Origin of the sequence: Pedobacter sp. UYP1 (genome assembly GCF_040547305.1) — a bacterium.
In the GTDB taxonomy this organism is placed as follows: Bacteria; Bacteroidota; Bacteroidia; order Sphingobacteriales; family Sphingobacteriaceae; genus Pedobacter.
Genome location: NZ_JBEPPL010000008.1, coordinates 125,200 through 140,532, shown reverse-complemented (window position 1 = coordinate 140,532; position 15,333 = coordinate 125,200). Strand labels below are relative to the sequence as shown.

Sequence of the window (15,333 nt, the reverse complement as noted above, 5' to 3'; positions counted from 1 at the left end):
CATGGAAATCAAGCAATTCATAGACGAACTATATCGCAAACATTTTTCTCTGGCCGTACAGGATGGTAAACTCATTTTGAGAGGGGACAAAGACAAATTAACTAATGAGCAGATCGGTGCCATAAGAAATGATACGACTACTATTACCTATATAAAAAATAATAAGCAGGAGCTGATTGATTATATCTCTTTAAATGCAGAACCAGAAAAGAAGAAGCGCCACGAAAAAATAACAGCGATTTACCGGCTGAGTGGTTTGCAGGAAGGAATGCTGTTTCATGGATTATATGATGGGGATGCAAGTGCTTATATGGAACAATTTACCTGTGATCTTTCACAGGTAAATGTCGGTTTATTCGAGGAAAGCTGGAATCTGCTGCTGGAGCGTCATACGATTTTACGCAGTAGTTTTGAATACGAAACATTGGGCATGCCAGTACAATGTGTGCATCAGGATATAAAACTCCCTTTCCAGCTACTCGATTATAGTGATTTGAGCCATGAATTACAGGAAGAGACAGTTGATGCGTTTATAGCGGCAGATTTGAAGAAGGGAATTGATTTAAAAAAGCCTCCTTTAATGCGTATTAACTTGTTGCAGCTGGCCCAGGGAAGCTATAAGATGGTGTGGACCTATCATCATATTTTGCTGGATGGCTGGTCCATCTCGATTTTGATGGAAGAACTGCTGCAGTTCTACGACCAGTTGTTAGCTGGTCAGAAAGTAGTGATACAGCACGATAAGTATGAAGATTATATCCGCTATATAGAAAGCAAAAATATTGGTGCTCAGGAACAGTATTGGCGTGAATATATGAAAGGAGTAGAGGGGGGAAGTTTACTGCCATTTATCCATTCTGCAGAAAGCAGTACAAAAGGGGCAGGTTTGTATAAAGATGAATTACTTTTGTTTAATGCACAAATAAAAGCAGAAGCTGAGGCCTATACGAAAGCATGCGGGATCACCTTAAATACGCTTTTGCAAGGGGTATGGGCATTCATTTTGCACAATTATACCGGTAAAACAGGTGTAACTTATGGCGTGGTCATATCCGGACGTCCCGAAGAACTTTCTGAGATGGAAAAAAGGGTTGGTATGTATATAAATACACTTCCTTTGTATACAGCGGTAAATCACGATACAACGATTACTGAATGGTTATCTACTATTCAGAATGGGCAGATATCTTCCAGAGAGTATGGTTATACGGCCTTAAGTACGATACAGCAATGGGCTGGTGTAACTGGAGATTTATTTGATACTATCCTGGTATTTGAAAATTATCCTGTGAGTGAAACTGACTCGTCTGGTCCGGGAAAAATGCAAGTGGAAAATGTGGTTGTAAAAGAACACAATAATTATCCATTGAGTATTGTTGCGGCGGTAACTGACGAAATACATGTACTATTCGTATATAATGAAGAAATGGTTCATGAATCGTATGTCAGACAGTTAAAAAGACATTTCGAGCAGGTGCTATCGCAAATTATATCCTTAGAAAAAAGTAAAGTAGGGGAGCTGCTATTAGTTGAAGGAGAGGATGAAACGCAATTATTACATCATTTTAACGACACCTTCTCTGTTTATGAACAGGAAGATTCTATTGTTTCACTATTTCATAAACAGGCTGAACAGACGCCTTCAGCAGTAGGTTTAGTATTCAGAGAAGGAAAACTAACCTATGCTAAACTGGATGAACGCAGTAATCAACTGGCCAGCTATCTGGTGGAGCAAGGGGTGACTACTGGCATGCTGGTTCCGCTTTGTATGGACAGAAGCCTGGAAGTCATGATTGCTATTCTGGCCATATTGAAGGCAGGAGCTGTCTATATGCCGATTGATCCGGGATATCCTGAGGAGCGGATCCGTTTTATGTTATCAGAAAGCAACAGTCCGGTAGTAGTAACCACTTCAGACTATGCAGACTTGCTCGAAATGCTGGGAAATGCTGAACCTGTAATTTTAGATAAGCTGGCTTATAAGTTACATCAAAAACCAGTGACGCCGACGGGTATCGTGCTTTCTGAACAGGATCTGGCTTACGTTATTTATACTTCTGGTTCTACTGGCCAGCCCAAAGGGGTTAAAGTAACTCATGGAAATGTCGTGAGTTTAGTTCGGGGTGTAAATTATGTTTCTTTCAGTCCTGATGATGTGCTGTTGTCAACCGGAGCACCTTCATTTGATGCAACAACTTTTGAATATTGGGGAATGTTGCTTAATGGAGGCCGCCTGGTTTTATGTGAAGAACAAACATTACTCGATCCTGCTTTGCTGAAAAATGAAATAGTGGAGCACCAGGTCAATAAAATGTGGTTTACCGCCGGCTGGTTTAATCAGTTGGTAGAAACAGCTATTGATGTGTTTGAGAGCCTGCAGGTTATCTTAGTGGGTGGGGAAAAGCTATCTGCAAAACATGTACATAAATTACTGGAAACCTATCCTGCTATTGAAATCATTAACGGCTATGGCCCCACAGAGAATACTACTTTCTCGCTGACTTATCCGATTAAACCAGGGTTTGACCACCATATTCCTATAGGTTATCCATTAAGTAATCGTACGGTCTATGTTTTAAATGAGCAGCAGCAATTGTTGCCAATCGGTGTCGTTGGGGAAATTTATCTGGGTGGTGCTGGTTTGTCCGCAGGATATTTGAACCGGCCGGAGCTGACTGCAGAAAAATTTATTCCGCATCCTTTTTCTGAAAAGGCAGGAGAACGGCTGTATAAAACAGGTGATTTAGGTAAATGGCTTCCAGATGGCAGTATTGCTTATGAAGGCCGGATAGATGAGCAGGTGAAAATTCGCGGTTTCCGTATTGAGCTTGGTGAAATAGAAAGTGTACTGCAAAAATGCGATGGTGTAAGCCAGGCGGTGGTCACTGTTTTAACTGATGAAGATGGCGGTAAACGTTTGATCGGTTATATAGTGCCGGATGGGGTTTATGATCAGGAAAATATAATGGAATTTCTAATACAAAAACTGCCTGATTATATGATTCCGTCAATGCTGGTGGAATTAGAATACCTGCCGTTAACAGCTAATGGTAAAGTCAACAAAAAAGAATTACCAGCTCCCGAAGGCGGCTCTCAGGCAGAGCAGGGATATGTTGCACCGAGAAACGAAACAGAACAAGCGCTGGTTTTGATCTGGCAGAAGATATTAAAAATTGAACAGATAGGAGTATATGAGGATTTCTTCAAACTTGGAGGACATTCTCTGCTGGCTATCCGGCTGATCGGGACCATAAGGGATCAGATGAAGTTGGAGGTTACCGTGAAAGCGATGTTCGAAAATACAACGATCGCAGCCCTTGCTGAATATTTGCAGGTTAGTGGGAATAAGACGTTGCTTCCACCCATTACAGTGTTGCCAAGACCGGAATTTATTCCTTTATCTTTCAGTCAGGAGCGGCTGTGGTTTATAGATCAGCTGGAAGGAAGTGTCCATTATCACATGCCTTCAGTGCTTAAATTAAAAGGTAAACTTAACCAGGATGCCCTTCAGAATGCACTACAAAGTATTGTTCGCAGACACGAAGTACTGCGTTCAGTCATCAAATCTGCAGAGGGTGTACCTTATCAAGAAATCAGATCAGCTGATCAATGGCAATTGTCCCTTATTGATGTTAAGGATGAGCTTGCTAAAACTATCAATTCATTGATAGTGAAACCTTTTGAGCTCTCTGCTGACTATATGCTGAGAGCAGGATTGATCAAATTGCAGGAAGAAGAATATTTGCTGGTTTTGACTATGCATCATATTGCATGTGATGGCTGGTCAATTAATATTCTGGTCGATGAGTTAACTGCTAACTACCAGGCTGCTATCCAAAACGAAAAAGCTCAATTGCCTGATCTGGCTATTCAGTATGCTGATTATGCGATCTGGCAACGTACTTATTTAGCTGGCGAAATACTGAAATCACAACAAGATTACTGGTCAGCAAAATTGGGTGATGCAGCCGCATTGGAACTTCCACTGGATTATGAAAGACCTGCTATACAAAGTACCCGTGGCGCGGTGATGAATTTCCATATTGAGCGTCCACTAACGGAGCAGCTGAATACCTTCAGTCGGCAACAGGATGTGACTTTATTTATCACGCTGTTGTCTTCATTTTATGTGTTGTTGTCGCGTTACAGCAGACAGGATGATATTACGGTAGGTACTCCGATAGCCGGAAGAAGACAAAAAGAATCGGAAGCATTGATCGGATTTTTCATTAATACACTGGCATTACGTTGTGATCTTAGCGCCTCGCCAACTTTTCTGGAATTAGTGAAGCGGGTTAAAACAACTTCGTTGGAAGCTTATGACAATCAGGATATTCCTTTTGAGAAAATTGTAGAGGCGGTGGTTAAAGACAGAGACCGAAGCAAAAGTCCTTTATTCCAGGCCATGCTGGTCTTGCAAAATACGCCGGAAGCGCCTGAACTGATATTAGGCGACCTGAGACTGAGCGGTGAAGAAGTAGACCATGCTTCTGCTAAGTTTGATCTTAATTTTATGATTGAAGAAACAGCTGAAGGGCTGGATCTGACTATCGTCTATTGTACCGATTTATTCAAGGAGACTACCATCGCCAGAATGGCCAAACATTACGAGCAGTTGTTAAAAGCTGCTGTGACTCTTCCTTCTGAAGCTGTTAAAACAATGAAATTACTTTCTCCACAAGAAGAAAATGAGATCGTTCATGGATTTAATGAAGGGGCAGCTGCGCGTCAGTATGCACAGGATAAAACTATCGTAGATCTGTTTTTGGAACAGGTAAATACTAGTCCTGATGCAACAGCTGTAGTATATGAAGGCCAGCAACTCACTTACCGTGAGCTGGATCAGCGCACAAATGAGCTGGGAAGATATCTTCAGGCACAAGGTGTAAAAGGAGATACCCTGGTTTCGATCTGTATGAACAGAAGCCTGGAGATGATCGTCTCTATTATTGGGATATTGAAGGCAGGAGGTGCTTATGTACCTATTGATCTGGCATTTCCTGAGGAGCGTATCCGTTTCATCCTGAAAGACACAGGTGCTTTAATCTGTATAACTGATGGAAGTTTACAAGACAAAATAACTATTCATCCTGATGACCATATCAACTATCTGAATATTACAGAAGATTGGCCTGCTATTATCGGTAAGGCGCCTCGGGAAGATTCATTAAATGCCAGTAAGCCTGGTAATCTGGTTTATGTGATTTATACTTCTGGTTCTACAGGTAACCCTAAAGGGGTAATGATCACTCATAATAACCTGGTGGATTATGTTTACGGTTTACAGCAGAAATGTGCGGTCAATACTTGCAGTTCATTTGCATTAGTACCTGCTATCGCAACCGATCTTGGAAATACGATTCTGTTTGGTGCTTTAGCTGCGGGTGGTGCGCTGCATATTATTGCTGAAGCTTTAACAACGGATGCATTATCACTTTATAATTATTTTGAGATTCATCCTATTGATTGTCTGAAGATAGTTCCCTCGCATTGGAAAGCTTTATGTATAGATGGAAAATTATTGCTGCCTGCTAAATTGCTGATTTTTGGTGGAGAAGCCTTGCAGGATGATGTTGTAAAGCAGCTCAGGTTCGCTGAAGCCAGTTGTGAAGTATTTAATCATTATGGGCCTACAGAAACCACGATCGGAAAATGTATGTATCAACTGGATCTTGAAAAAGATTATGCAGGTGTACCGATTGGAAATGCGTTTTCCGAAACCACTTTATATATCCTGGATACTGAGGGTCGAATTGTACCGGTAGGAGCAGGAGGAGAGTTGTGTATAGGTGGGCGCGGGGTGGCCAGAGGTTATCTCAATCTGCCTGAATTGACCACAGAGAAATTTATATCAGATCCTTTTAGTAAAGATGCTGATTTGCGGCTTTATAAAACGGGTGATCTGGCCTGTTGGTTACCAGATGGTAATCTCAGGTACATGGGACGAATGGATGACCAGGTGAAAATCAGAGGTTACCGGATAGAACCTGGAGAAATAGAACGTGTTCTGCAACAAAGTGGTTTAGTGAATCATGCGGTAGTACTGGCAAAAACAGACAGCGAGGGGAATAAATACCTGGCAGCATATGTGGTGCCAAAAGGTGAGTTTAACAAAGCGGAGCTCACTGGATTTTTACAAGGATGTTTGCCAGCTTACATGATTCCTGGAATATGGGTTCCTTTAACTGAGATACCCCTCACGGTTAACGGTAAGATCAATAGAAAAGCGCTTCCTGAACCTGATCATAAGAAATTGACAAATGCAGCCTATGTTGGTCCGCGCAATACTATAGAAAGGAAACTGGCCGGTATCTGGCAAGAGTTGCTGGGGATTGAAAAAATAGGAATTGATGATAACTTTTTTGAACTGGGAGGCCATTCTCTGATTACCGTGAGGCTACTGGCACAGATCAGAAAAATGGGTTATGCTATTCAATTGAATGCGCTCATGATCAATAAAACTATTGAAACTCAGGCTGCATTGCTAATTGGATTACAAACACAAGATGACAGCAATTTTAATGAACATTTGATCTTACTCAGTAACGCTGCAGGAGACAGACCTTTGTTTATTCTGCCTGGTGGTGATGGTAATCCAGAATGGTACGATCAGCTTGCGGGAGAAATCCGTAGCGAAGGCCCGGTGTATGGTCTTAAAATGATCGGCTTGCTGGAAGGAGAAATTCCACTGCATACCGTGGAAGAGATCGCAGCACAAAATATTAAGTGGATCAAAGAGTTGCAGCCAGAAGGCCCTTATCGTTTATTGGGCCATTCTTTTGGTGGATATGTGCTCTATGAAATGATTCGTCAGCTCGAAGCTATAAATCAACAGGTTGAACAGGCTATTTTACTGGATATACCAGTCAGGGAAAATATTTACCCGATCCCTGTCGATTCATTAATGCATGATGCGCTGATTTATCTCGAAGAAAATAAATATATAGAGAAACCTTACCCGGGATGGGTGGAGGAAATGAAAGCGGCTATGGAACAATTGCCTGTCAATGAACGCCGCGCATTTATGCTGGACTATGTGAAAACTCGGTGTCTTGGTAAAGGTGTGCTCACAGAGTTCCTGGCCAGGATGGTTTACCTGATGATTTGTAATTCAACTATGGAATATTATATATCCGGTAAAGTGGATGCAACACTGACTGTGGTGAGGGCTCTTGAACAGGAGTGGGAAAAGATGGGCTTTGATGAGAACCTTGGTTGGGCACCGCATGCAAATGAGATCCAGCCGGTTGGTGCAGCAGGCGATCATGTAACTATGCTGAAAAATGAAAATGCTAAAACATTGGCAGCTCACCTGAATAATTATACCATGAATACACCAATAACTGATCAAACGGAAGCCTGATCAGCTTCTATATAAAAATCTAATCATCTAACTATTAAATTATAAATTCTCTAATTTTTATTATTATGTCTACACAAGTTTTTGAAACTCTTGAATCCAATGTACGCAGCTATTCCAGAAGTTTTCCTCAGGTATTTCAGAAAGCAAAAGGGTCTTTCTTATACGGGTCAAATGGGGAAGAATATATTGATTTTCTGATGGGAGCTGGTGCGCTTAACTATGGTCATAACAATGATTACATTAAAGCGCAGTTAGTAGAGTATATGGCTGGAGATAATATCATGCAGGGGCTTGATATGTTTACTGTGGCCAAGAGTGACTTTATCACCACTTTTAATGATTTGTTACTTAAACCAAAAGGATTGGAATACAAGTTTCAATTTTGCGGGCCAACAGGTACCAATGCAATTGAAGCCGCACTTAAATTAGCTAGAAACTATACTAAACGCACTAATGTGATTGCATTTATGGGTGCATATCATGGTTTGTCTCAGGGTAGTCTTGCATTGACCAGTAATCAATATCATCGAGATGTAGCTGGAGTCGGACTGCACAATGTTACTTTTCTCCCTTTTGAGAACTGTGGCCCGGCAGGTTTTGATAGTCTTGCATATTTCGAAATGATCCTGGAAGACACACACTCAGGAATTGAAAAACCAGCAGCTGTGATATTGGAAACAGTGCAAGCAGAAGGCGGAATACATGTAGCTTCTCCAGAATGGTTGTTTAAACTGAAAAAAATATGCGAAAAACACAGTATTCTTTTTATCTGTGATGATATTCAGATTGGTTGCGGAAGATCTGGTGACTTTTTCTCTTTCGAAAGAGCACAAATTGCACCCGATATTGTGGTTTTATCAAAATCCCTGAGTGGTTATGGTTTGCCAATGGCTATTTTATTAATTAAACCTGAGTTAGATATCTGGCAGCCAGGTGAGCATAATGGGACTTTCCGTGGTTATCAGCTGGCATTTATTGGTGGCAGGGCAGCCTTGGAATTTAGAGAGAAAACAGGTCTGGAAGCGGCAGTAAAAGAAAAAGCTGCTTTTATTAAAAGTATTCTTCAGGAAGAAATAGCAGCTGAAGATGATCGTATAACAATCAGAGGCCTTGGTATGATGTGGGGAATAGACTTATCTAAATTCAGCGATCCATTACTGGCAAAGAAAATTGCAAAAGACTGTTTTGAAAAGCATAATTTAATTGTGGAATGCGTTGGCCGTCACGATAAAGTGATCAAAATGCTTCCACCGCTGACGATAGAGAAAGAAGTGCTGGAAAGAGCTCTGGCAATCTTACAGGATACTATAAATTTACATGTTCAGCAAAAAGCAGCGGTACTATCTTAATGATTTGTTGAGGTCTTTACCTTTTATCAATGAAGAATAATGCCACATTGCGGCAGAATATGTTTAAATTGCCGAAAATAGAAACGGGATGTCTAATTCAAGACTGAACAATAGTAAATTGAAATCATGAGTAAAGCAGTAAAAGCACAGGATAAAGTTGTAAAAGGTGGTGATGTAGTTCGTATACCACGTAAATTGAAGAAATTAAACAAAAAGAATTTTGGTATTGTTTCTTTTGATGAAAAAGAAGCTTAAGATTTTAAAGCCTCTCCATATGGAGAGGCTTTTTTAGTTAACGCTATAATTTAAAGGTACCCATACCTCTCCTTTTTTGCCCTTTCTTACATTCCCGCGAAGCTTTTAAGGAAATACCACCAGGGGCAAACCCAATCCCTTCTTTATAAGCTGTGGTTTCAAACGTTTGAATTGAACGGAAAACGCAGTTTCCTTTTGTTTTATTTTTTCTTCTAAATCATTCTTTGTCAAATATTTATATTGCGTTAAAGTTCATGTGCTTTGATTATTTATCGGCGCGTACTGGATAACCAAATATTTATTTACACCAAACTTCCCTCTTGTATGAAGGCCCCTTCACACAAATACAATTATGATTAAACGTTTTTTATCTGAAAAACAGCTTAGTCCTGCAACCAAACCAAAAACCAACCAAACCAAATATTAATCGTATGAAGAAAAAAATCAGCTTATTAACTGTGTTTCTATTCGCAGGTTTACTTGCCGCTACCGCTCAGGATATGCAGGTAAACGGAACCGTTAAAGACGCACAAGGAGAACCACTGCCAGGGGTTTCCGTAAAATTACAAGGCACAACAAAAGCTACCAGTACAACCGCTAAGGGTACTTTTACCATCTCAACTCCTGCTACTGGCATTTTGATATTCAGAAGTATTGGCTTTATTACCAAAGAACAAGCCGTAAACAACCGCCAGCAAATTAATATTACGCTCGAAGCCGATAATACCAATCTCGATGAGCTTGTAGTGGTTGGTTACGGTTCAGTCAGGAAAAGCGATCTTACAGGATCCGTTGCTTCGATCAGTTCTAAAGAGATTAAAGCTACTCCGGTTGCTTCTTTAACGCAGGCCATTCAGGGCAGGGCTGCCGGAGTACGGGTTTCACAGTCATCTAATGCGCCCGGTGGTGGAATGAACATTCGTATTCGTGGAGGCAATTCTATTCAAGGTGGTAATGAGCCACTTTATGTGATTGATGGTTATCCACTTTACAATGAAAATGGGCCAGGAATTAATCCTAATGATGTAGAATCCATGGAGATCTTGAAAGATGCTTCAGCAGCGGCTATTTATGGTTCCAGAGGTGCAAACGGGGTAATTATTATCACCACAAAAAGAGGTAAAGAAGGGCTTAACCGTATCCAGTTTGAGAGCTATTATGGTATTCAGACCCTAAGAAAAAAACTGGATCTTCTGGACGCATCTCAGCTGGCCACGCTGGTTAATGATGGAATTGCTAATGTGAACGGAGATAATATCGGTAAGCCTGGTTATCCTAAACCTTTAACTTATACGGATGCTCAAATCGCTGCAATGGGTAAAGGAACCGATTGGCAGGACGAAATATTCAGGTCAGCACCTATTCAAAGCTATCAATTGACATTTTCTGGTGGAAACGACAAAACGCAATATGCCGTAGCGGGGAATTATTTTAGCCAGGGAGGGATTGTTGCTAATTCTGACTTTAACCGTGGATCTGTACGTGTAAACCTGGATCAGCAGTTGTCCAGCAAATTTAAATTCAGCAATAGTTTGACGGTAACCAATAGCAAGAGCAATTCTGTAGCAACAGATGGTGATGGCGGCGGTAACGGTGGTGTCGTATATGGCGCATTGTTTTTCTCTCCGACTGTTCCTGTGTACGATGCTCAGGGAGACTATACAATGAATAACAGGCCCGGAGCGCTTTTAATCAGCAATCCGCTGGCTTTAGCTAAAGAACGTACCAATATTGAACTGAAAACCCGTTTATTAGGGAATACTTCACTGGAATACAAAATTATCGAAGGCCTGACTTTAAAAACCATGTTTGGTGCAAATATGGCCTTTAATAAAACTAACTTTTATCTGCCAAGAACAGTTTATTCAGGTCTGGCAACAAATGGAAGAGCAGAAATTACGAATTCAAGATACTTTGAATGGTTAAATGAGAACACTTTGACCTATAAAAAGGTAATCTCTAAAATCCATAGCTTTAATTTCCTGGTAGGCTACACTTTCCAGAATGCTAGTTTTGAAGATGTAAAAGCCAGTGCACAGAACTTTGCGAGTGATATTCAGAAATACAACAATATGGGTGCTGCTCAGCAAACCAATCCAAATACATCTAATGCGTATGATTGGAGTTTACGCTCTTATTTAGGCCGTATAAACTATGATCTGGACAGTAAATATCTTTTCACCTTATCAGGAAGGTATGATGGTTCTTCAAGATTTGGAGATGGTAAAAAATATTCTTTCTTTCCATCAGGCTCTGCGGCATGGCGGCTATCTAGTGAGCCCTTTATGCGCAAGTTAACCGCGGTCAGTGATTTAAAATTCAGAGCAAGTTATGGCCTTACCGGTAACCAGGAAATAGGGCAGTATCAATCATTAGGGGCCTTACAGACTGATGGTTATAATTTTGGGAATGTAATTGTAATTGGTTATGCACCAAATCGTATCGCTAACCCTAACCTGAAATGGGAAACTACAGCACAGTTAAATTTTGGACTGGATTTGGGTTTATTTAAAAACAGGATTACCATCACTACAGATTGGTATCAGAAAAAAACCAAAGATCTGTTGTATAACGTTTCTCTGCCTATTACCTCTGGATTTTCTACCTCCCTGCAGAATATTGGAAAGGTTAAAAATGAAGGCTTTGAATTTGCTGTAAATACCGTTAATCTGAACGGTGCTTTTCAATGGAACACCAATTTTAATATCTCATTTAACAAAAATAAAATCCTTGACCTTGGAGCAGTTACAGATGATATCCCATCGGGAGGGGCCAGTGGTCACTTACAGTTAGGGAACTCCGGAATACTACGTGCAGGACAACCAATTGGTGTTTTTTACGGATTAGTTACGGATGGTATTTTTCAGAATGCAGCAGAAGTTGCTGTCTCCGGACAGAAAAATGCGAGACCTGGAGAACGCAGGTACAAAGATATTAATGGCGATGGTGTAGTCAATTCATCAGATCGCGTGATATTGGGACACGCCCAGCCGGATTATACTTTCGGGTTTACCAATAATTTCTCTTACAAAGGATTTGATCTTTCCATATTCATTCAGGGCGTACAAGGAAATAGCATTTTCAACTTAAATAAGTATGAGATGGAATCTATGACAGGGGTTAGTAATCAATCTGCCAGTGTACTTGACCGCTGGACTCCAGCAAATCCCAGTAATGATATACCTCGTGCAAGTTCGGCAGGTTCTCCTTACCAGGTAACCAGTCATCAAGTGGAGGAAGGCTCTTACATTCGTTTAAAGAATGTGCAGCTGGGCTATAATTTTAGTCCTGCACTTTTGAAAAGAGTAAGACTTTCCAATGTTAAAGTATACATCAGCGGACAGAATCTTTTAACTAAAACCAAGTACTCAGGTTATGATCCGGAAGTGAGCCGGTTTGGACAGGATAATTTAAGTCAGGGGATAGATTATGGAAGTTATCCATCGTCAAAAATATTCCTGGTAGGTATCAATATCGGACTGTAAAAATTCAATAACCATTAAAAATAATCATATGAAAAGTTTAAAATATATATTGCTCCTCAGTCTGGTATGGCTGTCATCCTGTAAAAAACTAGATGAAAATCCACAATCATTCATCTCACCTGTTAATTTTTATAAAACTAAAAATGATGCACTTTCCGCAATCACAGCTGTATATGCACCAGTCCGTTTAAACGGATTTGTGACGCGCAACTATGTTATCCTCGGTGAAATAACCACGGATAACATGTTCCCGTTAAATAACAGTGCACCAAGAATTGAACTGAATACTTATGTGCATACCTCACAAAACGGTATTTTACGCGAAACCTGGGATAACTTTTATATCGGGATTACCAGAGCAAATGCTTCTATCAATAAAATACCCGGAATAAATATGGAAGAAGCATTGCGTACCAGGCTGGTTGCTGAGGCTAAGTTTTTGAGGGCATTTTACTACTATCACCTGGTGAGATTGTTTGGAGACCTGCCTGTCGTTACCTCAGAGGTCAGTTCATTAGATCAGCTCACTTATCCTAAACGCGACCCTAAAGCTGACGTTTATAAACAGATTATTGCAGACCTTACCGCTGTAGAAAATGTATTGCCTGCATCTTATAGTGGAGCGGATCGTGGCAGAGCGACCAGTGGTGCAGCAAAATCCTTTCTGGCCAGTGTATATCTGACCTTAAAACAATACCAGCTGGCCGCCGATAAGGCAAATGAAGTGATGACTTTAGCTGGTGCAGGTTATGGTCTTTGGGACAATTATACAGATGTCTATGACATTAAAAACGAATTCGGAAAAGAGGCCATATTTGACGCGCAGTTTGTAAGTGGCCCAGGTGGACAAGGAGGAAATCTCATTGCCTTTTTCGCCCAGGAAAATAATAGTGTAGGAGGGAGAGGTTTCGGATCATTCCAGCCTACTACAGATATTTATGATAGTTATACGGCTGCCGATAAACGTAAAGCTATTTTCTTTATTAAGGGTACAGACGGTAAATATTACGTGAATAAATGGATAGATGCAGATGCGACAACAGAGAACCAAAGTGATAATAACTTTCCTTTAATGCGTTACGCAGAAGTAGTGCTCACTTATGCAGAAGCCTATAATGAATTAAATAGTCCTGCGAACGGTAATCCAGCCTATAAAGCGGTCAATAGCATCAGAAAAAGAGCTGGTTTGACTGATCTTGAAAATTTAACACAAGATGGACTTCGGATTGCAATTCTGCAAGAACGCAGGTTAGAACTCGCTTTTGAAGGAAGCAGATGGTTTGATTTGGTCCGTACCGGCAAACTGGTTTCCACATTAACCGCTAAAGGGACAACCAATGTGAGGGAATATCATAACCTATTTCCTGTTCCACAGTTTCCTTTAGGGGTGAATCCTAATCTGGCCCCACAAAACCCAGGCTATACACAATAAAATTAGCCGATATAAAAGGCCGCTTGAATAAATGTATTCAAGCGGCCTTTTCAGTTTTCACCAGATTTTACTTCATCGCCTTATTCAATGCGATGATAGCTTGTTTAAATTGTTCAGGTGCAATCAAAAACTGGATATTTACTTTTCTTAATGCAAAGCCTGCACTTTTGATATTTATATCGTTTTCGGTTAATGCATTGGCGCTTTTAGCCAGTAAGCCAGGCTGGTCCATATTCGTGCCCAGCAAGCAAACCATCGCTACTTTCTCTATGGTAACTTTCTCAAAATCATCTTCCAGTTTATTGATCAGTTTTTTATTAAAGTCGCGCGCCCATATCACAATAGAAATACTATTTGCGCTGGTTGCTTTAAAAGTATAACTTACTTTATGGTCATAAAATGCCTGCATAATCTGTAAATCACTCCCTACATTTCCAACCATCGAAGGGTCGTAGACATCAATCATTAATAACTTGTCCGTTCCGGTAATGACCTCTACGCGTTTATGTTCACAAACAAATTCCCTGGTGATCAAAGTACCTGGATGTGAAGGCTCAAATGTGTTTTTAATCCGCAGATTAATACCACTTACCTCCAATGGTTTTGAAGCCTTTGGATGGATAGCCTCCATCCCTACATCTGCCAGCTGATCGGCAATATCGTAATTCGTATAACCGACTGGTGTACAATTTTCCAATCCTACCAGTGCAGGATCGGCAGTAGACAAATGATACTCCTTATGGATAATAGCTTCTGCCGGTTTTAAAAACTCTGCAATTTTGCTAAAGGTAACCTCTGAATAACCTCTGTCAAACTCACGCATAATACCCTCAGTACCCTTCGCATAACCTGTCACAATACAGAGTGTCTTTTTGAGCTCTATATCTTTAAAAGCATGCCTGATGCGCTGATCGATCGTAAAAGCACGGTGGTCATTAAAGCCACTCAGGTCAACTAGTGCTGTATTGATGTTCATGTTCTGCAAAATATTGGTGAAGTTAAATGCCGAATGGCTCTCCCCAATAGAAGCTAATATTTCGCGTGCTGCTTGCAAAATGCCTTCTTTACTGACGTAACCCGAAGCCAGAATATTTGCTAAATTCTCCAGATATTTCTGGGCCTGATTTACATGATTTTCAATAAACTGATCTGCAACAGTAAGATCTAATCCAAGATCCACGTATTTTTTATTAATAGCTTTTAATTTGACAATTAAATCTTTAAGCGGGCGATGGAAATTCTGGTGTTTAGCAATGCGGTGATAAACACCCGGAGCACCTGTTTTCTTGTTTTCAAGCAACAGATCTGTGACACCTGAGAAAGCTGATACTACAAATATCCTGTTATATAACTGATCACCTGTACGTTCAAATAGAACAATATTTTTAATGACATCCTGCAAGGCACTCATAGAAGTGCCGCCAATTTTTTCTACTGTTAACATCTAAT

Annotated in this window: 6 protein-coding genes; 5 read left to right on the top strand and 1 reads right to left on the bottom strand. The window is 40.5% G+C overall.

Annotated features, from left to right (window positions below; genetic code table 11):
- Nucleotide 1: 1 nt before the first annotated feature.
- From ABIB30_RS16865 to ABIB30_RS16845, 5 genes are all read left to right on the top strand, one after another.
- On the top strand, nucleotides 2-7,363 hold the full coding sequence (locus ABIB30_RS16865) for a non-ribosomal peptide synthetase (protein WP_354303993.1): 7,362 nt from the start codon (nucleotides 2-4) through the stop codon (nucleotides 7,361-7,363).
- A gap of 65 nt (nucleotides 7,364-7,428) precedes the next feature.
- The gene (gene ectB / locus ABIB30_RS16860; RefSeq protein ID WP_354303991.1) at nucleotides 7,429-8,712 is read left to right on the top strand and encodes a diaminobutyrate--2-oxoglutarate transaminase; all 1,284 of its coding nucleotides are present in this window, start codon (nucleotides 7,429-7,431) and stop codon (nucleotides 8,710-8,712) included.
- Between the two features lie 126 nt (nucleotides 8,713-8,838).
- The gene (locus ABIB30_RS16855) at nucleotides 8,839-8,967 is read left to right on the top strand and encodes a hypothetical protein (protein WP_257722241.1); all 129 of its coding nucleotides are present in this window, start codon (nucleotides 8,839-8,841) and stop codon (nucleotides 8,965-8,967) included.
- A 431-nt stretch (nucleotides 8,968-9,398) separates the two neighbouring features.
- A complete protein-coding gene (locus ABIB30_RS16850) occupies nucleotides 9,399-12,452 on the top strand; it encodes a SusC/RagA family TonB-linked outer membrane protein (RefSeq protein ID WP_354303989.1) in 3,054 nt (1,017 codons plus the stop codon).
- A gap of 28 nt (nucleotides 12,453-12,480) precedes the next feature.
- Nucleotides 12,481-13,884 carry a RagB/SusD family nutrient uptake outer membrane protein gene (locus ABIB30_RS16845; RefSeq protein ID WP_354303987.1) on the top strand — a complete coding sequence of 468 codons (1,404 nt, stop codon included), beginning with the start codon at nucleotides 12,481-12,483 and terminating at the stop codon, nucleotides 13,882-13,884.
- A gap of 67 nt (nucleotides 13,885-13,951) precedes the next feature.
- Here ABIB30_RS16845 and ABIB30_RS16840 read toward each other — a convergent pair whose 3' ends face one another.
- Entirely contained in the window at nucleotides 13,952-15,328 is a 1,377-nt protein-coding gene (locus ABIB30_RS16840; RefSeq protein WP_354303985.1) for an aspartate kinase, read from the bottom strand.
- Between the last annotated feature and the right edge of the window lie 5 nt (nucleotides 15,329-15,333).